Raw genomic sequence first — 20529 nt, forward strand, 5'->3', positions numbered from 1 at the left:
TATTTATCTCTCCTTTAATTGTCTTTTCAATCGCAATGCATTCGCCACGACACTGACGGAACTGAAAGCCATCGCTGCCCCGGCAAGCCAAGGAGCCAAGAGGCCAACAGCTGCAACAGGTATGCCGGCACTATTATAAGCTAACGCCCAAAACAGATTTTGCTTTATGTTCCGAATCGTTTTGGCACTATATTGTAAAGCTTTCGGTACAAGTCGGAGGTCCCCACCTAAAATGGTCACCCCTGCTGCTTCAATGGCAACATCAGTACCTGTCCCGATGGCAATTCCGATATCGGCAGCCGCCAAAGCAGGGGCATCATTGATACCGTCGCCAACCATCGCCACTGTATAGCCTTCTTGCTGCAATGCAGTGATATGGTCTGACTTTCCGGTAGGCAGGACATCAGCGAAGACTGTATCGATGCCGACCTTGGCCGCTATGCTATCAGCCGTCCGCTGATTATCACCTGTCAGCATCACCGTCCGGATACCTTGTGTCTTCAATTGTCCAATCGCCTCGGCTGCATCCGGTTTGACTGCATCACTGACAGCGATGATGGCTTTCACTTCCTTATCCGCAGCAAGGAACATGACAGTCTTTCCGTCCCTTTCCAAAGCATCCGCTTGTTCCATGAACGCTTCAAAGGATAACTCTTTCCCTGTCATGAGGGCTCGATTACCAATCAGGACGGGAATGCCTTCCACCACTCCAGCAATACCCCTGCCAGGTATGTTTTCAAACTTCTCCACTGCTTTGATGGGGAGACTATGTTCTTCGGCATATTGCACAAAGGCTTGAGCGAGTGGATGCTCTGATTGTTTTTCCAAGGCGATCGCTTCAGGCAAGTGCTTTGAATCGCCAAGAATATCCGTCACCTGTGGTCTTCCCTGTGTGATGGTGCCGGTTTTATCGAAAACGACCGCATTTACCTTATATGCTGTTTCCAGTTGTTCGCCGCCTTTGAAAAGAATGCCCGCTTCGGCTGCTTTGCCGGTACCGACCATGATGCTGGTTGGCGTAGCGAGCCCCAATGCACAAGGACATGCAATGACAAGCACGGCGATGGCCGCTGTCAAAGCCGGAGCCATCTCCCCTGGATTGACTAACAATATCCATATTGCAAAAGTTAGTACACTGATTACGATGACTGCCGGTACAAAAAATGACGATACACGATCGGCAAAGCGCTGAATAGGCGCTTTTGACCCTTGCGCTCGCTCAACTGCCCGGATGATCTCCGCCAGGACCGATTCATCATTTGCATGGGTCACTTTCACTTGGATGTTTCCATTCGTATTGACGGTGGCTCCTGCAACATTGTCACCAATTGCCTTGCTGACTGGAATGCTTTCGCCGGTAAGCATCGACTCGTCAATATGGGTGCTTCCTTTCATGATGATGCCATCTGCCGGAATCTTTTCTCCCGGACGCACAATGACGATATCACCCTGAATCAAGTCTGCTGCTGCAACTTTCTCTTCTGATGCTCCGCGCAATACGGTCGCTTCTTTTGCCTGTAGACCGACAAGCGAGGTAATGGCGGTGGTTGTCCGGCCTTTTGCAACTTTTTCCATATATTTACCGAGCAGGATCAACGTTATCAGAATGGCACTAGTCTCGAAATACAATGCTGGCATGTATCCGCTGCCTTGATACCGGATCACTTCATATAAACTATAGAAATATGCAGCACTGGTCCCAAGTGCAACAAGCACATCCATATTGGCAGAACCGCTCCGCAAACTATGATAAGCCCCGCGATAGAACTGCCAGCCGATCACAAATTGAACCGGTGTGGCTAAAACCAACTGCACCCATGGATTCATGAGGATATGCGGAACATCATACCATCCTAAATGCCCGCCCATCGTTGCAAGCAGCGGCAAAGATAGCAAAGCAGAAAGTAAAAGCTTCATTTGCATCATCATGATAGCTTTATCTTGCGATTTTGCATTCTCGTCCCTGGATTTCCGCAGACTGGCATCATAACCCAGCTTGCGGATGCGGCCGATCAATTCCTGTGTACCGGTAAGCAGCGGATTGAACTCGATGGCAGCTGTCTCACCAGCCAGGTTAACAGCCGCACGCTGCACGCCTTCTTGCTTGTTCAGCACTTTTTCGATCCTAGCTGAGCAGGCTGCACAGGTCATCCCTTTTATATCAAGCGATACTTCTTCCTGTTTCACGCCGTAACCAAGCTTTTCGATTTTTCCTGCTAAATCGGTCTCGTCGACTGTATCAGGTTCAAAAGTAATCGCTGCTTTTTCCGTCGCCAAATTGACATTTGCATCGACGGTATCCATTTTATTGAGCACTTTTTCGATACGGGTGGCACAGGCTGCACAAGTCATACCCGTGATGGGTACTGTCACTTGTTTCTTCTCCAAATGGATCGCCTCCTATTTCCCGAATTGCTGAAGTACTTTCATCAGCTCTTCGATAGCATCATCACCATCACCATGCTGGATTGCATGGGAAACACAGTGCTTCATATGTCTTTCGGTCACTGCAGCTCCCGTCTTTTTCAAAGCTGCCTGAATGGCAGATATTTGTACAAGGATGTCGACACAGTACCTGTCTTCCTCGATCATATTCTGCAGTCCTCTTACTTGCCCTTCAATCCGCTTCAGCCGATTGACTAGTGCTTGCTTTTCCGTCGTCGTCCTCGGTGTGACTGGCTTTTTATCAGAATGCTCCATAGTGTTCCTCCTTTTTATACCCCCAGTAGGTATACATTCATGATATACCCCCTATAGGTATACGTCAACCAATAAAACTCAAATCGAAACGATTATGATTTACAAATCGAAATGATTACGATAGAATAGTTCCTTGTGAACTAGTACGTGATTAGAAAGGTGATAGAATATGACATCTATCCTTCAAATAGATAATATTAATTTTTCCTATGAACAAAAGGTTGCCTTGCGCGAGGTTTCCCTACAAGTCAAAAAAGGTGACTTCCTTGGTCTGATCGGACCAAATGGCGGCGGCAAAACGACATTGATCAAGCTGGCACTCAATATGCTGCAGCCGAATAAAGGTTCCATCAAGCTTTTCGGACACCCTGTATCCACTTTTAAGGATTGGAATAAAATCAGCTTTGTATCCCAAAAAGCGAATGCCTTCAATAAAGGCTTCCCGGCTACGGTTTTCGAGGTGGTGGCAATGGGGCTTACGCCTAAAATCGGCTATTTCCGCAGATTCTCCGCCAAACACAGAGCTGCGGTGAAGCAAGCCGTGGCTCAAGTTGATATGAGTGATTATCTGCATGAAAATATCACCAGCTTGTCCGGCGGTCAGCAGCAGCGTGTCTTCATCGCCAGAGCGCTTGTAAGCCAGCCGGAACTGATCATCCTGGATGAACCGACGGTCGGGATCGATCATGCCAATGTAAAAGGTTTTTATGAACTATTGCAGCGTCTCAATAGTGAAAACGGACTGACGCTCGTGATGATCACCCATGATTTGGCTGGTATTGCACATTATGCGTCCAAACTTGTTTATTTGGATCAGCAAGTGCAATACGAAGGCAGCCCGGAGCAATTCAGCCTGCCAGAATCCGATTTACACGTATTGCGAGGTATTCATGCATGATTGCAGATTTTTTTCAATTCGAATTTTTGCGTAACACATTATATACCGGTCTGCTGATCGGCTTGATCGCACCCTTATTGGGCTGCTTCATCGTTGTCCGCAGGCTTTCCCTGATCGCTGATGCCTTATCACATGTGACGCTTGCCGGGATTGCTTTTGGCCTCCTGCTCGAGAAAAAACTGGCAACACCTTTGATCAGTCCATTTTACGCCGGACTAGGTTTCTCGGTAGTCGCTTCTTTATTGATCGAGAAGCTGCGCAGTATGTTCCGCAACTTCCAGGAAATCGCCATCCCGATCATTTTGTCCGGCGGTGTCGGATTGAGCGTCATCTTCATTTCGCTGGCCAATGGTTTTACCACTGATTTGTTTTCTTATCTATTCGGCTCGGTATCTGCTGTCAGCAGTGAAGATCTGCGCGTGATCATCATCATTTCGATCATCGTTTTGCTTGTGATCGGAGTGCTTTACAAACAGCTGCTTGTGCTTTCTTTCGATGAAGAGCATGCACGTGTCAGCGGCTTGCATGCCAAAGCGATCCATTTCATTTTCATGCTGCTGACGGCACTTGTGATAGCTGCAAGCATCCGTATCGTAGGTGTGCTGCTTGTAAGTGCGTTGATGACCATCCCTGTCGCTGCAGCCATCAGATTGGCAAAAGGCTTCAAACAAGCGATGATTCTTGCAATCGTCTTCGGTGAGACATCTGTTCTTGTCGGATTGTTCTCAGGGTATTATTTCGAAATACCACCAGGGGGTACCATCGTAGTAGTGTCGATCCTTATTCTGCTGTTGAGTTTCATCGTTCAAAAGCTGCTGCTTGCGAACAAACGAAAAGCTGCATTCGAGAAAGGAGTTTCCTGATATGCAAGTGGACGAAGGTCTTGCGATTTTAAAGGAACATGGTCATAAGTACACAGATAAACGTGCGGATATATTATCTTATTTCATCCATGCTAAGGGCTATCGAAGCGCAAAAGCATTGCTTGCCTTCATGGAGACAAGCTATAAAGGCATCAGCTTGGACACGATCTACCGGAATCTCCGTCTGTTTGAAGAACTGAAGCTGCTGGAGTCCCGCGAGAAAAATGGGGAAAAGCTGTTTAAAATAGCCTGTACTAGCGGAACGCATCATCATCATTTCATTTGTGAAAGCTGCGGATTGACCAAGCCGCTGCAAAAATGCCCGCTCCCGGTTTACACGGATGAACTGGCAGATTATCATATAAATACACACGCTTTCGAGCTTTATGGACTTTGCCCGACGTGTCATAACCACTAAGGAGTCGATATATATGCCAATCATCACCGTTAAAATGCTGGAAGGCAGAACGGATGAGCAGAAAGAACAAATGATCAAGCAAATGACCGACGTCATGGTCGAAACGACAGGTGCACGCGCCGAAGCGGTCTCCATCGTCATCGAAGAAATGAATAAAGCAAATTACGGAGTCGCTGGAAAGCGTCCATCCTAATGGAAAAGCAGCATGCCCGTCGGCATGCTGCTTTTTTTACAAGATGACTTCTTCCAATACTTTTCGTTCTTCCTGATCAAATAGATTCTTGCCTTCTGTCTGCTGCACTTGCTTTTGCATATAGCTTTCGATCAATTTCGCTTCTTCTTTATTTCCAACAAGATGGATGCTTTTCCATTCCTTCTCTTTGGCAAGTCTATCAAGGTCTGGAGCCAGTGATTTGTACCAGCGTTTTTGATTGGCTTCCAACCGGTTTTCTATCGTGTCCTTTTTGGATCCTTTCCCGCCTTTGCCTTTGACGGATAGTGCTCGCTGCGGGCTAGCCTGTACCTTCCACTTCTCTGTATCCAAATCCATTTCGTAGACTTTTGTATCGTTGATCTTACCTAATACGGCATCGATCACTTTGACTTGATTTCTCTGAACCAGAATGACACCTGATTCCGGAAATCGTTCATATAATGCTTCGAACTGCTGGAGCTTCGGCTCATCTTCCCAATGAAATTCAGTTGTCACAGGCATCTGCAGACATTCGGCGAACCATATATCATCTGCCGAAGCAAACACCACACAGCTTTTCTTCATGCTTTGCCCGTTATCTTCCAAGAAAGCTTTTACTTTCTGCTTCACTTTCAGGAATTGTCCCAATTCTTCCGGGTCATTCTTGAGATATGTTTCGAAGTTGTTCAACCCATTTTTCACGTGAATCTTCCACTCCCCGCCTGTTTGATCGCGGTTGGAAGGATCGGTATTCACATACATGCTTAGTACTTTCTGAGGATGGCGCTTGGCTTTATCTGCAAGTTTCTCCATGTCTTTGGCGTAACACAAACTGCAATCACTCCTCTTCCAGATTTGCTTATGCACCGTAATGCAAACCAGCATATAGCATTACATACCACATACAAACTGCTTGAAACGTTAAAAGTTGAGGAAATAAGGGAATGTAGTTAGAATCGAACTATGTAAATTGAAGGCTGTGATAAATCATGTTAAAAAGAACGCGCACCCAAATCCTGCAATTTACGTCCATTGGCGTACTGAATGCGGCTGTAGACATTGTTGCACTTAATATCTTACTACTTATCTGGCCGACCAAAAATAATCTCCTGCTGCTGCTTTTCAATACAATCAGTTACTTGATATGCATATGGAACAGCTACTATTGGAATACAAGATTCACGTTCCGCAAGCAGAAAAGATCCGGCAAATCAGAAAAAGGTCTGTTTTTCGCTCAAGCATTGGTTGCATTAGTGATCAGTAATATAGTCTTCATAGCAGGTCTGGCGATATTGCGTGGTATCACTTTCGTCACCATCCCTGCGTATATCGAAAATAATATAGCCAAAGGAGCAGCCATGTTCCTCTCTTCTGCCAGCAGTTTTCTGTTTATGAAGTACTTTGTATTCAAAACAAAGAAATGAGGCCCACACCGTTTGGTGTGAGCCTCATTTTCATGTGTGGATATAAGCTGCTCGCTTATCGACCAATGCCTGACTGGCATGATCCAGATTGCGGATTTCGACATGAATGCCATAATCCCGATACTTCAGCACCAGTTTATCCAATGCCCCTACTGCTGAATCATCCCATAATCTCGCTTCCTGGAAATCCAGGATGATATGTTTTGCAGTTTCTTGTTTCGGTTCAAAGGATGACAGGAAATCAGTGACCGAAACAAAGAACAGCTGGCCTTTCACCATGAAGATCTTTTGCTCGTGTAGCGTTGTACTTCTGACATCGACTTTGGATATTTTACTTGCAAAGAAAACAGCACTCATCAATACGCCGATGATGACACCGACTGAGAGATTATGTGTCCATAGTACAGCAGCAACTGTAACGATCATGACAGCAGCATCCGTCAGCGGCATGCGATGCAAGTTGCGGACCGAACTCCAGTCAAACGTCCCGATGCTGACCATGAACATGACAGCAACAAGCGCCCCCATCGGTATTTGCACCAATACATCCTGGAAAACTATGATAAGCAGCATCAGGAAAGCACCAGCGATAAACGTTGATAACCGGGTGCGCCCCCCTGCTTTGACATTGATGACCGATTGACCGATCATGGCACAGCCTGCCATTCCGCCAAATAAACCAGCAGCAATATTAGCTATCCCCTGGCCGCGTGCTTCACGATTTTTATTACTGTTCGTATCTGTATACTCATCCAGCAGCTGCGCTGTGAGGAATGTCTCCATCAGGCCGACGATGGCCAAAGCAATCGCATATGGAAAAATGATTTGCAATGTTTCCATATTGAATGGTACATCCGGGATGAAAAATGATGGCAGGGATTGCTTGAGCTCTCCCATATCGCCTACAGTTTTCGTCGAGCTATGTGTCACAATGGCGATGATCGTCATCACTGCAATAGCTACAAGAGGTGATGGAACAGCTTTTACGAAGCGAGGCAGCAGATAGATGATCAGCAGCGCCCCAGCCAAGAACGCATAAATCTGCCAGGATTCACCCTCAAAATGAACAAGTTGAGCCATGAAAATCAAAATTGCCAAGCTGTTGACGAATCCGATCATCACCGGTCGCGGAATGAAGATCATCAGTCTTGCCACTTTGAAGACACCGAATAAAATTTGAATGATTCCTGTCAATATTGTCACAGCGAACAAATATTGAATACCATGGTCAGCCACCAGGCTGCCCATCACAAGTGCCATCGCTCCAGTCGCAGCAGATATCATTGCCGGCCTGCCACCTGTAAATGAAATGACAACCGCAATACAGAATGATGCATACAGGCCGACCATCGGATCGACACCAGCAATGATCGAAAAGGCAATCGCTTCTGGGATAAGCGCCAAGGCAACTAAAATACCGGATAAAACATCCTTCGGCACATTGGAAAACCAAGCTTCTCTTATATTTGTAATCATGTACGTGATAAACTCCTATCTCTTAACTTACAACGGGTTATTATACCATAATTCCAAGACTTGTTGCAGCTGCGTATACAAGCAGCCGAAAATGGACATATTGTATAAAAAAAGCAGCAGGTGAAGAATGATGAAACATGTCAAAGCCATACTTCTGAAAGGGATCTTTACTTTCGCAGTCCTTTATCTTTTCACAGGTTTAATCTATCAGTTATCCTTTACCAGGGTATTCCAGCTAACAGTCGTCCTGACTGTGATAGGCTACCTCATCGACATGCTATTACTGCCGGGTAAAGCAAATAAGACAACCGGATGGCTTGATTGCATATTCTTCGCCATTGTCAGCTGGATGCTGATCGTCCTGGCGGCAGATGGTCCTGTGCACCCATTGGTAGGTGCAATACCGGCAAGTTTGATCCTTGCTTGGCTGGATGGGACTTTTTTGCATGCTTACGTCCGTAAATATGTGATCCGAAGCGGCAGGGACCAGTATTATAATGTCATTTTCCTGGATCAGTCCCGTGCCAAAATCGCGGAAGATCTGCATATACGCGGACCCCATAAGGATTCCTGATCATGAAGAAAGCCCGCGGAGATTGCTCCGCGGGCTCATTTTTTATGCTTTTGGATCCCATTTGATGATGATACCGCATTCGGTCAAACCGCCGCCGAATCCGTATAATAACATTGTATCGCCATCTTTGACTTTGTTTTCTTGTAAAGCGAAATCAAATGCCAAAGGAATTGTTGCAGAAGATGTATTACCTGCATATGCCATGCTTGTCAGCGTTTTTTCAACTGGATAGTCCAGGCGATCACAGATGGATTCCACCATGCGCATATTGGCACTATGCGGGATGAACCAATCGATGTCATCCAATGACATATTTGCTTCTTCCACTAGTTTCTTGACACCTTTTGGTACACCTGAAACGGCCCATTTGTAGACTTCACGTCCGTTTTGAACCAATTTCCCTGGGTTGGCAAGTTCTTCGCCGTTCAATGTCGTGGATAAGCCTGTTTGATAAAGATGACGGCCTCCTTCTCCTTTTGTTCCCATATGGAAACCGAAGAATCCAGGATTTTCCGCATCATATTCCACCAAAGCAGCTCCCGCTCCGTCACCGAACAAGATACAGCTTGTACGATCAGTATAATCAGTGATTTTGGACAATGTTTCTCCGCCCAATACTAGCACTTTCTTATGCAAACCGGATGATACCAATCCGTTAGCCATGTGCAGTCCGTAAACGAAACCAGCACATGCGCCGCCCAAATCGATGGCACCTGTGTTTTTCAAACCAAGTCTTGCTTGCAGCTGACTGGATACACTAGGGAATTTAAATTCCCCTGTCACAGTCGCAACAAGAATCAGGTCCACATCATCCAGTGACTTGTTGAAGTTCTTTGCAAGGTTCCTTGCAGCATTTTCACAAAGATCAGTTACGTATTCATCTTCAGCAGCGATTCTTCTTTCTTTGATACCAGTTCGCTGTACGATCCATTCATCGGAAGTATCGACCATTTTCTCAAAATCTGCATTGGTCAGCACTTTTTCCGGGATATATGTTCCAATTGCTGTTACACGTGCTTTGGATTCCATATTATCTGCCTCCTTCACATCTTCCTCCATTATACCATCTAGTTTTAATACCTGGTACTAAAAAGAAGAAATTAATTATCTTTTTTCTCTGCTTGGGAAGCGAGCAGCTCTAATACGGCATCGTCCATCGGCGGATTATGCAGCCCGGCACGCACATCCCGATAATGCTGCTCGAAGGCTTGAGACTTGGACAGCCCCCTGCCGCCTGCGATTCGCATCGCCAAATCGACTACTTCAGCTGCTGCTTTCGTTGCATTGACTTTGACTGCTGCAAGCTCTGGCCCCATATGTTTCCGCTTCTCAGGATAGCTATCCCACAAGTTGGCTACATGATACATAAAATGTCTTGCTTGCATGAGCTCCAAGTCCATCCGTCCGATTTTCTCCCGAATATGCGGCACACTGATAATCGGTTCATTCAGTGTATTGGGCTGAAATTCTTTGGCAAACGTAACTGCTTCATCACGAGCACTTTTGGCTATACCAAGATAACAAGCTGGAATATGCAGCAAAGATCCTTTTGGTCCTGACTTCTTTTTATTTCTTTCGACATAATGATTCCTTGGCACTCTCACTTGTTCCAAAATCAAATCATCACTTCCGGTTGCTCGCATACCCATCGGATTCCATGTCTTTTCGACAGAAACGCCATTTATTTCCCTGGAAATCAAAAAGCTCCCGACAGCATCATCTTCTTCTACATAAGCCGTCACTAAATAATAATCCAAGTCAGCAGCCATTGAGGTGAACGTCTTCCGTCCGGTGATGACATAATGATCGTCCTCCCGCACCGCTTTCGTTTCGGGGATACCGCCGCGTGTAGGACTGCCTGTATTCGGTTCTGAAGCAGCACGATTGACTATCTTTTGTTTTTGAACAACCTCTTTCAAGAAGCTTTCGAACATATCTTCCGGCCAACCGGCATTTTCACATAAGTCTTGCATCGTACTAAGATGCCAGCCGATCGATAAGGCAGCAGCGCCGTCTCCTGCAGCAAGCGTTTCCTGAGCCAGAAGGAAGTCATACAGATTGGCTCCATCTCCGCCTTCTGCTTTTCCTATCGTAAGTAATGTATAACCCGTAGTACGGAATGCATCCACCACTTCAGGTGCCAGCTGTGCCTGTTCATCGCCGATTTTTTTATATTGTTTAGCTATCTTGGCAGCTTGACGGGCTTTTTCGATAATGTGTTCATCATGTGCTATGATCATTTGCCGTACCTCCTTTTATCTCTTCTCCATTTTAGTGAAAAGTAAAAAAGAATACAAAAAAACCCGCTCAGAGAGCGGGTCTTATTTACATACTCATACCCATGTGCATGTGTCCGGAAGTCATCAGCCAGTAAGTACCTAGAATGATAACGATAGCGATGAAGAATCCGAAAAGTGTATTCCCGGTAATCAATCCACCGTCTTCTCCTTCCGTCATGTGCATGAACATAACGAGCTGCAAAGCAGCCTGGATAACTGCGAAAATCAAGATAATGATGAAAATCGTTGATGAAGACCAGTCTGTCCATAGAGCTGTTGCGAAGGCTACAAGTGTCAACGCGATCGAAATCAAAAATCCGATGATATGCTTCCAAGGGAAATGTCCTTTTTTCGTTTGTTGACTCATATTAATTCACCATCCCCATCAAGTAAACGCATGTGAAGATAAAGATCCACACAACATCCAAGAAGTGCCAATAGAGACTAGAGATAAATACTTTTGAAGCCGTTTTTGGCGTAAGTCCTCTTCTTGCAAGTTGGATCAAAAGAAGAATGATCCAGCCGATACCGATGGATACGTGTAATCCATGCGTACCAAGCAAAATGAAGAACATAGACCAATGTGCACTAGTGCCTAGTGTAACACCTTCATGTACATAATGTACAAATTCATATAACTCATAGCCGATGAAGCCTGCACCTAGGATGAGTGTAATGATCATCCAGATGATAACGCCTTTTACATTGTTCGCACGCATTTCGTGAATCGCGAGTCCGCAAGTGAAACTACTTGTAAGAAGCAGCATTGTCATAATCATGACCAAGCCAGCTTCGAACATCTCAGGAGATGTTGGTCCGTCGCCTACACGTGATTGTAACGCGAAATAGGATGCGAATAGTGTCGAGAACAAAGCGATCTCTGCACCAAGGAAGGTCCAGAAACCGGTGATGTTCAACCGGCCGGTTTCTGATTGGTATTCCAATGGAGCGTTGGGGTTCACATTGTGATCATGTGCCATTTCTTCACAACCTCCTTTATTTATTCGCTTTCGCTTCTGTTTCTTTTATTTCTTCCACACTCACATAATAACCGTCATTGTAATCGAAAGAACGGACGATCATTGTGATGAAGATGCCGACAGCACCTACGATTCCAAGCCAATACCACTGGAAGACAAGTCCGAAGGCTGCCATACCCATCAATACGGACATGATTGCCGGTATGGAAGAGTTGCTTGGCATGTGAATCGGTTTATAATCCGTGACCTTCTGCTGATCAAGACCTTTTTCCTTCATATCCCAGTAAGGATCAAGACCTGTCACTTCAGGAAGGACAGCGAAGTTGTAATGCGGTGGGATAGACGAAGTTGTCGCCCATTCCAAGTTACGTCCAAGACCCCAAGCATCACCAGTTTTCTCTCTTGGTGAATATCTCCAGCTATAGTAGATATTGTATACGAAGATTAGGAATGCAAGACCCATCATGAATGCTCCGATTGTGGAGATCATGTTCAATCCTGTCCAGCCATCTTCTGGCAAATAAGTGGAAATACGTCTTGGCATACCGTCCAACCCTAGGAAGTACTGCGGGAAGAAACATACGTTGAAGCCGATAACGAAAATCCAGAAAGCCCATTTACCGATTTTTTCGTTCAATTTATGTCCGAACATTTTCGGATACCAGTAAATCAAACCTGCGAAACAAGCAAATACAGTACCCGAGATCAACACATAGTGGAAGTGAGATACTAGGAAGTACGTATTATGGTACTGATAGTCAGCCGCTGCCATCGCAAGCATTACCCCTGTCACACCACCGATAACGAAGTTCGGGATGAAAGCAAGGGACCAAAGCATCGGAGTCGTGAATGTGATACGTCCTCGATACATCGTGAATAACCAGTTGAATATCTTAACCCCGGTCGGGATCGAGATAGCCATCGTCGTAATAGAGAAGAAGCTGTTCGCTTCTGCGCTGTTACCCATTGTGAAGAAGTGGTGAACCCATACAAGGAAGCTCAATACAGAAATCGTCACAATGGACACAACCATCGCTTTATAGGCGAATAGCTGTTTTCTTGCAAACGTCGAAATGATCTCCGAGAAAATACCGAATGCAGGAAGAATAACGATATAAACCTCAGGGTGACCCCATACCCAGAACAAGTTGACCCAAAGCATCGGGTTACCATCACCTTGCAAGGTGAAGAGTACCGAACCGAATAGTCGGTCGAATGTTTGCATAGCAAGTGCAACTGTAAGCACTGGGAATGCGAAGATGATGATCAGCATTGTGATCAAAGTCGTCCATGTGAACATGGACATTTTCATCAATGTCATACCTTTCGTACGCATCTTAAGGATGGTAACGAAGAAGTTGATACCTGTCATCAATGTACCGATACCAGCGATCTGGATAGCAAGTACATAGTAGTTCTGACCTGGGCCAGGACTGAATTCATTCGTCGCAAGCGGCGTATAACCAGTCCATCCGGCATCCGGTGAACCACCGATGATGAAGGAGATGTTGAATAGAGCCATACCGACAAAGAATGTCCAGAAGCTCAAGTTGTTCAAATAAGGAAATGCAACGTCACGTGCACCGATTTGCAACGGTATGATGTAGTTGATCAAACCGATTAAGAATGGCATCGCCATGAATAGGATCATGATAACACCGTGTGTTGAGAATACCTCGTTGTAATGCTGCGGATCCAGGAATTCCATCCCTGGCTTAGCAAGCTGCGTACGGATCATCAAACCATCGATACCGCCGCGGAAAAGCATTAAGAGGGCACTAAGGATATACATGATACCCAGTTTCTTATGGTCAACGGATGTCAGCCATTCTTTCCATAGCCAACTCCATTTTTTAAAGTAAGTAAGGGCAGCTACAACGGCGATACCACCGAGCAAGATGCTGATTTGCGCGCCCAGGATCAATGGATCGCCGGTAATGATAAACTCATTCCATTTTAAGTCCAAAACTCTTCCCCCTCTCTCTGTTACTCATGACCCGCATGTGCATGTTCTTCAGAGCCCATGTCTTCATCCGAGTAGTCTACAGTATTGTCTTGCTGATAGTATGGAATTTCATCTTCAGGCAAGAGATTTTGAGATTTGTCTTTTGCATGTGGATTCTTCGGCTCATAGCCTAGGCGATCCCATGCTTCCAATGTGTATTCCGCGTCCTTGGAATGGTCGATCCATTGCAAGTGCGTACCATTGTATTCAGTTGTTCCATCAGCTGTTTTATCGTAAACACCAGGAATCAGAAGATTGTCATACTCGTATTGTGTCAGTTCCGGAGCGGAATTCTTTACATCTTCCACCCACTGTTGATAGTCTGCTTCTTCATCGGCATGGACTTTAAAACGCTGTTCGTTGAAGCCTTCGCCTGTGAAGTTGGCATTTCGTCCGTCATAGACGCCTACTTCGTCAGCTTGCAGGAATAAAGTCGTCTGCATGCCTGCCATGTTATATTTCTGACCGCCAAGGCTTGGAATCCATAGGGCAGCCATGGAATCGGCAGATGTTAGTTTGAATTCCACCGGACGGTGAATCGGAATGTGCAGATAGTTCACTGTTTCGATGTCTTCATCTGGATATGTGAATACCCATTTCCAGTTGATGGATGTTGCATGAATTACTAGAGGGTCTTCATTCGCAGCTTCAGCCGTTTTCGGCTCAGGTGCGTCCTCTAATGAATAGATCGTTCTGACAGTCGGAACAGCCAAGATGACAACGATGATGATCGGGATGATCGTCCAAATCGTTTCAAGCAGCATGCTGCCGTGTAATTCAGGGCTGTACTTGTCGTGATCCTTTCTTTCTCTGTACTTGACAAGGATGATCGTCAAAAGTACGAATACAACCGCAACGATTGTAAGCATGAAGATGATCGATAGAATAATAAGGTCACTTTGCTGACTTGCCACTGGTCCTTTCGGATCGAGCACTTCCGGTGTAGAACAGCCGGCGAGCATTAGCGGCAGGGCAAGGAACAACAGAAGACTTAAGGGTTTCAATTTTTTAAGCATGCGCCTGCTTCCCTTCCTTTCTTTACCTGAGTTCACGAAATGCGTCATCTTCCCTCTGCATAAAAAGATGACCCTTTCGCTATGATAGGGTTTTGATAAGTATTTCACAATGAAACTTCCACGATCCCGAGGGAGCGGCAGAAATCCAGCTGGAAACACACAATCACACTGCCTGATAGGCAGTGCCTGACAACAATCCAGAAACTAGTGTAATACAAAGCAGCCAAAAAAACCAGACTTGCCTGGTAAGTAAACAGTTCATTTTACATTCTAACACCGGCTCAAAGAAAGAATAAGAACAAGTAGTGAACAAAATTTGAACGTTTTATGTAATTCAGCCGCAATTTCTGGTCACATAACCTTTATCTGGTTTTACTATAGTACGCTGTATTGCGTATTTCCTTGCCATCTGCACTGAGGCTGTCGTGATAATGGATTCCTTCCAGCTTGAAACCTAGCTTTTCCGGGATCGCACGGCTGGCGTGATTTTCTTCATCGCATAGTATCTGGACGCGGCGGACACCGAGCTCGCTGAAGGCATATGCTGTCTGGGCTTCGACCGCCTCAGTCATGAATCCCTGCCCGGTGTGCCGTGAGTCCATCCAATATCCTATTTCGACTTTTGGTACATCCCAGTCGATTGCATGAAAACCGCTGGAAGCAATGAACGCTTCTGTATCCTTCCGGAAGATCAGCATACGCAAGCCGGTGCGATTGATCCAATTTGCGATGGAATGCCTGATATTCTCCTCCGTCTCTTCCACTGACGGCACTTCCTGTGCAAACGCCATCCACTGTTTCAATTCGGGAAATGATGCCCTGATAGAGTCATTGACCGCTTTCCCATCGCCGATCTTAGGCTGCCTGATGATAAGGCGCTCTGTTTCGATGACAGTCTGGAAATCTCTTAAGATTGGATTCATGCACCGCTCCTCCTGCTAGAAATTTATTTCTAGTATGCAGGAAGAGAATAAGACTTACAACCTGTTCAGGCTCTTTCCGGCTCTTTTTTTTCTTCGCGATAGCTAATGGCTGATATCAAGATACCAATAATCGATATTCCTGCTCCGATTAAGGAAAGCCATGTATAGCCAAGATTCGCATCCAGGACCAGTCCGCCTATATATGCACCTGCTGCATTTGCAAGATTGAACGCCGAAACGCTTGCAGCCGCAGCAATCGTCGGCCCTTCCACGGCAGCCATGACGATTTTGGATTGCAGCAATGGTGTCGTCCCAAATGCACCAGCTCCGAACAAACCGATGATCAAGACAGCCGTGATGCTATATGGCGTTGCCAGCGGAAACAGCAATAAAATGGCTGTAAGGATGGCGAATACATAAATAAGCGTTCTGGTCACATTGCTTCCGGCAAGTTTAGGTGTTGAAAAGTTACCGATGACACTGCCCATCCCGAAGAAGAACAGACTGATCATGATACCTATGCCGCCAAAGCCTGTGACGGAACGTAATAAAGGTTCTATGAATGTATAAGCTGTGAATACCCCTGAATAACCAAAAATAATGATGGCAATCGTCAGCAGCACTTGCTTATGCCTGAACACGCTGAGCTCTTGTTTGATGCGCGGCGCTTCCGCAGGCTTTGTGTTCGGTGCACAAATAAGCAGTCCGATCAAACCGATCACCCCAAGCAAGGCAATCAGCCAAAACACAAGACGCCACTCGATAAGAGAACCAAGATAGGCACCGAATGGTACACCGATCATGATGGCAATCGTAAGTCCGCCGTTTACGGCCGCGATTGCTTGGACTCGTTTACGCGGCTCCACCAGTTCGCTTGCCATGACGAAAGACAAAGCGAAAAACGGACCATGAATAAAAGCGGATGTTACCCTTGAAACAAGCAGCACCCCAAAATTCGGTGCCGTTGCACTGATGATGTTACTGATGATGAAAATCAGCATGAATAAAAGCAGCATCGGCTTGCGGGGCAGCTTAACCGACAGTGTGGTCATAAGCGGTCCGAATACCGCCACTCCAAGCGCATACATACTCACCACAAGACCTGCCGATGCAATCGTCACCCCAAGGTCCTTTGCAATATGTGAAAGCACTCCCGTCACGACGTATTCCGTCGTTCCAATGGAGAAAGCACAGATCATCAAAACGGCGATGACTGTTTTAGGTTCGAACTGTCTGCTTGTTATAGACATCTTAACTCCTCCTTTTGAGACATGACATTCGCTAAAGATACAACAGAAATGTTAACGAGACAAACCAAAACCCATCAATTTAACAAAAAAATTATAGGAAGCGCATCCAAAAGTTTTATTAGGTTTTATGGAGCTGAAGTTGGGGTAATTCATATGGGGTTCATTATGGTTTTTGCTTATGAAGATCGTAATCAAAAAAAGCGACCTGGACGGCCGCTCGTCATTCCCTATTCATCTATTCTGGAACTTCTGCTGAATATCGTGCGTAATGGCAGTTACCTCCTGCATACTTGCTGCATTCTGCTCTGCAACGGTCACGATGCTATTGATACTATCGGTAACACCGCGTGTGTTATCGAGAATGTCATACATAGCTGTGGAAATCTCGTCGATTTGCCGGCTCGTCATTATTATCTCTTTCTGCATCTGTTCAAAAGTACTTTTCGTTGTTGTAACTGTATCAGATCCGGCTGCAACTGCATCTTTCCCAGAGCTGAGTGCGTCGACGGCTTCCTTTGATTCCAACTGGATCGATTGGAAAACAGCAGTTATATCAATCACGGCAACACGCACTTGATCGGAAAGCTTACGCACTTCGTCTGCCACTACTGCAAATCCGCGCCCTTGATCGCCTGCTCGTGCTGCTTCGATGGCAGCATTGAGTGCGAGCAAATTCGTCTGGTCGGCAATTTCCTTGATTGTTTGCAGCAAAGAACTGATTTGATCAGCCTTGCCATTCAAACCTGTGACTTTTTCATAGGAAAAAGTGATTTTATTTGTTATCGTGTCCATTTGACGGACAGAATCATCCATATATGATGCGCCTTCTTTTGTCAGGGCATCCATTTCAGCGGCAGCCTGCTTCGCCTCTTCCCCTTTCAATGCAACCATCATGACATTTTCTGCGAACTTCTGCATTCTTCCAGCAAGATCTGCTGACGCTTGGGATTGATTCTCAGAGCCGATCGTCACTTCTTCGATAGCGGTTACAATTTGATTCCACGATTCTTCCGTTTGCTCAAGCTCAACGGATGTCTGTTCTTTGCTTGACTCCAACTCGGGCTCAACGGTTGCTGCCGACTCAATCGGAGCAGCGATGACAGGCATCATTCCTGCTTCCGGCTCCCTCTCTGCCTTCTTGTAAGACAAAATATAAACAAAACTTGCAGCTGCTAAAAGAAGACCGATGATCAAATTGATCCACCAATCCACTAAGAAAACCCTTTCATTTTGCAGGAATAGAAAACCTGCATATACAAATCCCCCACTGCAAATGCTTACTGCATGTCTTTTATTCATTTGTCCTCCCCCTTTCACTCTATTTTTTTATCGGCTGAATAGCGCGATTCATGAACCTTTTTTTACATTTTTCGACTCTTAACGTCTTTTGGTGCCACAAATGCTATACTACAAGCTGACTAAAGGAGGCTGCTGCTAATGGACGTAATAATGCAAGAAGCGACGGCATTTATTAACGAGTGTTATTCCGAGCTGGGAAAATCTGATTTGGAGATATATGAGCGTCTGTCCGGCATTCAAGATGAAATCATCCGAACGGGAACGTATGCCCATTCGGCAGAAGAGTTGGTGCACGGCGCCAGGATTGCGTGGAGAAATTCAAACCGCTGTATCGGCCGCCTGTTTTGGAATGGCCTTCATGTTATTGACGCACGGGAAGTGACAGAAGCTGAGGACGTGCTGGAGAAGCTATTCCATCATATCGAGCAAGCTACGAATGCGGGCAAGGTAAAGCCGATGATCACTATCTTCCCAGCAAATGAAAATATACGCATCTGGAATCATCAACTGCTTCGATATGCGGGATATGAGACGGAGTATGGCATTCTCGGGGATCCTGCTTCCGTACGCTTTACCAATAAGTGCAAATCACTCGGCTGGGAGGGTGAAGGAACAGCTTTCGACATCCTGCCGCTTGTTGTGCAAGTCGGTGACGAGCCACCTATTTTAAGGGAAATACCACCAAAAATCGTGAAAGAAGTACAAATAGAGCATGATGCATATCCTGCATTCGCAGATTTAGATATACGCTGGTATGCTGTTCCGATCATTTCGGATATGCAATTGGAGATTGGCGGTATCATCTATCATGCTGCTCCTTTTAACGGCTGGTATATGGGAACGGAAATCGGTGCACGGAATCTTGCCGATGAAGATCGTTATAACATGCTGCCTAAAGTAGCAGAACTGATAGGCTTGGATCAAAGCAAGTCATCTACCTTATGGAAGGACCGGGCATTGGTGGAACTGAATATCGCAGTGCTCCAATCATTCCAAAAAGCAGGAATCACCATTGTGGATCACCATACAGCAGCCCAACAATTTGCACAATTCGAGAAAAAAGAAGAAAAAGCCGATCGCGATGTGACAGGCATGTGGAACTGGCTCATTCCGCCGATGTCACCAGCTTTGACGCATATCTTTCACAAACCTTACGCAAATACAATCAAAAAACCCAATTACTTCCATCAGCCAGATACCTATTGAAAAAAGCGCAAATGCATTAGCATTTGCGCTTTTCTTCTATATTAGTTCAATGCATCGGAGATTTCTTTCACTTTCTCCAATTCAGACTCCAGTCCGCCGCCAGACAGATACCAGTAACCTGGGTCCAAGTACGTGATATGTTTTTCTTTTGCAGCATTTGTATCGTTCACCAGTTCATTATCCAACACTTTCTCAGCAGAAGAAGTTCCGCCGCCTACAACAGCTCCGCGATCGACTACAAACAAATAATCAGGGTTTTTATCGGAAATATATTCAAACCCGATGGATTGGCCATGCGTGGAAGATTCGATCGTTTCATCAACAGCAGGTACACCATACACATCATGGATGACTCCAAAACGGGAGGCTTTACCATAAGCACTCACGCTGCCGTCATTCACAAGCGTGATCAAGGCTTTTCCATCCATGCCCTCTGCTTTTGTCTTTAAATCAGCGATTGCATCATCGATTTCTCCCAGCGCCGTTTCCGCTTCTTTTTCTTTCCCTACCACTTTAGCAATCGTTTCTGTATTCTTCTTGAATGAATTCATATAGTCGGTTGTATCGACACCAACGAATATAGTCGGTGCAAGCTCACTGAGCTGTTCATAATAATCACTTTGGCGACCAGAGATGAAAATGACATCCGGCTGCATTCCAGCGATTTTCTCCAAATCAGGTTCCTTCAGGCCACCGACATTCTCGTAATCCCCACTGCTATATTTGGAAAGATAGTCAGGAAGATTCTCTTGCGGAACGCCAGCTACATCGACTCCAAGTTTGTCCAGCGTATCCAAAGCTCCCATGTCGAATGTTACAATCTTCTCCGGATTCTTTGTAACTTCCGTTTTGCCTAGCCCATGCTCGATTGTCAGTTTCTCTTCCTTTTTATCAGCTCCGCTTGCGCTACCGGAATTGCTTCCGCATGCTGCCAGTAAAAGTACGAGTAATAGCCCTGTCATCAGCAAAGTCAGTTTCTTCATATATCATTTCTCCTTTTTCTTTTGGTTGGATGCATGGTGTAG

At 45.6% G+C, this 20529-nt stretch carries 21 protein-coding genes; 7 read left to right on the forward strand and 14 right to left on the reverse strand.

Annotated elements, in window-relative coordinates:
* Positions 1-3: 3 nt before the first annotated feature.
* Both SFC66_RS00450 and SFC66_RS00455 read right to left on the reverse strand, forming a co-directional pair.
* Positions 4-2388: a heavy metal translocating P-type ATPase gene (locus SFC66_RS00450; RefSeq protein ID WP_411216740.1), complete on the reverse strand. Its 2385-nt coding sequence runs from the start codon at positions 2386-2388 to the stop codon at positions 4-6.
* A 12-nt stretch (positions 2389-2400) separates the two neighbouring features.
* The gene (locus tag SFC66_RS00455) at positions 2401-2700 is read right to left on the reverse strand and encodes a metal-sensing transcriptional repressor (protein WP_411216741.1); all 300 of its coding nucleotides are present in this window, start codon (positions 2698-2700) and stop codon (positions 2401-2403) included.
* Between the two features lie 169 nt (positions 2701-2869).
* Between SFC66_RS00455 and SFC66_RS00460 the strand changes: the two genes are divergently transcribed.
* Genes SFC66_RS00460 through SFC66_RS00475 form a run of 4 tightly spaced genes read left to right on the forward strand, consistent with a single transcriptional unit; the run spans position 2870 to position 5072 of the window.
* Entirely contained in the window at positions 2870-3598 is a 729-nt protein-coding gene (locus SFC66_RS00460) for a metal ABC transporter ATP-binding protein (protein WP_411216742.1), read from the forward strand.
* Positions 3595-4461, forward strand: coding sequence for a metal ABC transporter permease (locus tag SFC66_RS00465; protein WP_411216743.1), 867 nt, complete (start codon positions 3595-3597; stop codon positions 4459-4461). The genes SFC66_RS00460 and SFC66_RS00465 overlap by 4 nt, the downstream gene beginning before the upstream one ends.
* A 1-nt stretch (position 4462) precedes the next feature.
* Positions 4463-4879, forward strand: coding sequence for a Fur family transcriptional regulator (locus SFC66_RS00470; protein ID WP_411216744.1), 417 nt, complete (start codon positions 4463-4465; stop codon positions 4877-4879).
* Positions 4848-5072 carry a 2-hydroxymuconate tautomerase gene (locus SFC66_RS00475; protein ID WP_411216745.1) on the forward strand — a complete coding sequence of 75 codons (225 nt, stop codon included), beginning with the start codon at positions 4848-4850 and terminating at the stop codon, positions 5070-5072. The genes SFC66_RS00470 and SFC66_RS00475 overlap by 32 nt, the downstream gene beginning before the upstream one ends.
* A gap of 36 nt (positions 5073-5108) precedes the next feature.
* Here the strand turns inward: SFC66_RS00475 and SFC66_RS00480 are convergent, their stop codons facing one another.
* The gene (locus tag SFC66_RS00480; protein WP_411216746.1) at positions 5109-5903 is read right to left on the reverse strand and encodes a VLRF1 family aeRF1-type release factor; all 795 of its coding nucleotides are present in this window, start codon (positions 5901-5903) and stop codon (positions 5109-5111) included.
* Between the two features lie 158 nt (positions 5904-6061).
* Here SFC66_RS00480 and SFC66_RS00485 point away from each other — a divergent pair, with 158 nt between their 5' ends.
* Positions 6062-6496 carry a GtrA family protein gene (locus tag SFC66_RS00485; RefSeq protein WP_411216747.1) on the forward strand — a complete coding sequence of 145 codons (435 nt, stop codon included), beginning with the start codon at positions 6062-6064 and terminating at the stop codon, positions 6494-6496.
* Positions 6497-6526: 30 nt separating this feature from the next.
* Here the strand turns inward: SFC66_RS00485 and SFC66_RS00490 are convergent, their stop codons facing one another.
* Positions 6527-7972 carry a SulP family inorganic anion transporter gene (locus SFC66_RS00490; protein ID WP_411216748.1) on the reverse strand — a complete coding sequence of 482 codons (1446 nt, stop codon included), beginning with the start codon at positions 7970-7972 and terminating at the stop codon, positions 6527-6529.
* Between the two features lie 127 nt (positions 7973-8099).
* Between SFC66_RS00490 and SFC66_RS00495 the strand changes: the two genes are divergently transcribed.
* Positions 8100-8546, forward strand: coding sequence for a DUF2512 family protein (locus tag SFC66_RS00495; RefSeq protein ID WP_411216749.1), 447 nt, complete (start codon positions 8100-8102; stop codon positions 8544-8546).
* A gap of 42 nt (positions 8547-8588) precedes the next feature.
* Here the strand turns inward: SFC66_RS00495 and SFC66_RS00500 are convergent, their stop codons facing one another.
* From SFC66_RS00500 to SFC66_RS00540, 9 genes are all read right to left on the reverse strand, one after another.
* Entirely contained in the window at positions 8589-9575 is a 987-nt protein-coding gene (locus tag SFC66_RS00500) for a ketoacyl-ACP synthase III (RefSeq protein WP_411216750.1), read from the reverse strand.
* A 71-nt stretch (positions 9576-9646) separates the two neighbouring features.
* Positions 9647-10786 (reverse strand): acyl-CoA dehydrogenase family protein, encoded by a 1140-nt coding sequence (locus SFC66_RS00505; RefSeq protein ID WP_411216751.1) that lies wholly within the window; start codon positions 10784-10786, stop codon positions 9647-9649.
* Between the two features lie 85 nt (positions 10787-10871).
* Positions 10872-11192, reverse strand: a complete 321-nt coding sequence (qoxD, locus tag SFC66_RS00510) for a cytochrome aa3 quinol oxidase subunit IV (RefSeq protein WP_411216752.1) — start codon at positions 11190-11192, stop codon at positions 10872-10874.
* Position 11193: 1 nt separating this feature from the next.
* Positions 11194-11805 carry a cytochrome aa3 quinol oxidase subunit III gene (qoxC, locus tag SFC66_RS00515; RefSeq protein ID WP_411216753.1) on the reverse strand — a complete coding sequence of 204 codons (612 nt, stop codon included), beginning with the start codon at positions 11803-11805 and terminating at the stop codon, positions 11194-11196.
* A 16-nt stretch (positions 11806-11821) separates the two neighbouring features.
* Positions 11822-13771, reverse strand: a complete 1950-nt coding sequence (gene qoxB / locus SFC66_RS00520; RefSeq protein ID WP_411216754.1) for a cytochrome aa3 quinol oxidase subunit I — start codon at positions 13769-13771, stop codon at positions 11822-11824.
* A 20-nt stretch (positions 13772-13791) separates the two neighbouring features.
* Positions 13792-14826, reverse strand: a complete 1035-nt coding sequence (gene qoxA, locus SFC66_RS00525; RefSeq protein ID WP_411216755.1) for a cytochrome aa3 quinol oxidase subunit II — start codon at positions 14824-14826, stop codon at positions 13792-13794.
* A 362-nt stretch (positions 14827-15188) separates the two neighbouring features.
* Complete coding sequence (locus tag SFC66_RS00530) at positions 15189-15749, reverse strand: GNAT family N-acetyltransferase (protein ID WP_411216756.1); 561 nt, start codon at positions 15747-15749, stop codon at positions 15189-15191.
* 65 nt (positions 15750-15814) lie between these two features.
* Positions 15815-16999 carry an MFS transporter gene (locus SFC66_RS00535; RefSeq protein WP_411216757.1) on the reverse strand — a complete coding sequence of 395 codons (1185 nt, stop codon included), beginning with the start codon at positions 16997-16999 and terminating at the stop codon, positions 15815-15817.
* A gap of 231 nt (positions 17000-17230) precedes the next feature.
* Positions 17231-18298: a methyl-accepting chemotaxis protein gene (locus SFC66_RS00540; protein ID WP_411216758.1), complete on the reverse strand. Its 1068-nt coding sequence runs from the start codon at positions 18296-18298 to the stop codon at positions 17231-17233.
* 138 nt (positions 18299-18436) lie between these two features.
* Here SFC66_RS00540 and SFC66_RS00545 point away from each other — a divergent pair, with 138 nt between their 5' ends.
* Positions 18437-19504 (forward strand): nitric oxide synthase oxygenase, encoded by a 1068-nt coding sequence (locus SFC66_RS00545; RefSeq protein ID WP_411216759.1) that lies wholly within the window; start codon positions 18437-18439, stop codon positions 19502-19504.
* Positions 19505-19545: 41 nt separating this feature from the next.
* Here SFC66_RS00545 and SFC66_RS00550 read toward each other — a convergent pair whose 3' ends face one another.
* A complete protein-coding gene (locus SFC66_RS00550; protein WP_411216760.1) occupies positions 19546-20487 on the reverse strand; it encodes a siderophore ABC transporter substrate-binding protein in 942 nt (313 codons plus the stop codon).
* Positions 20488-20529: the final 42 nt, after the last annotated feature.

It is taken from the genome of Terribacillus saccharophilus, from assembly GCF_046592895.1.
GTDB classification, from domain to species: domain Bacteria; phylum Bacillota; class Bacilli; order Bacillales; family Amphibacillaceae; genus Terribacillus; species Terribacillus saccharophilus_D.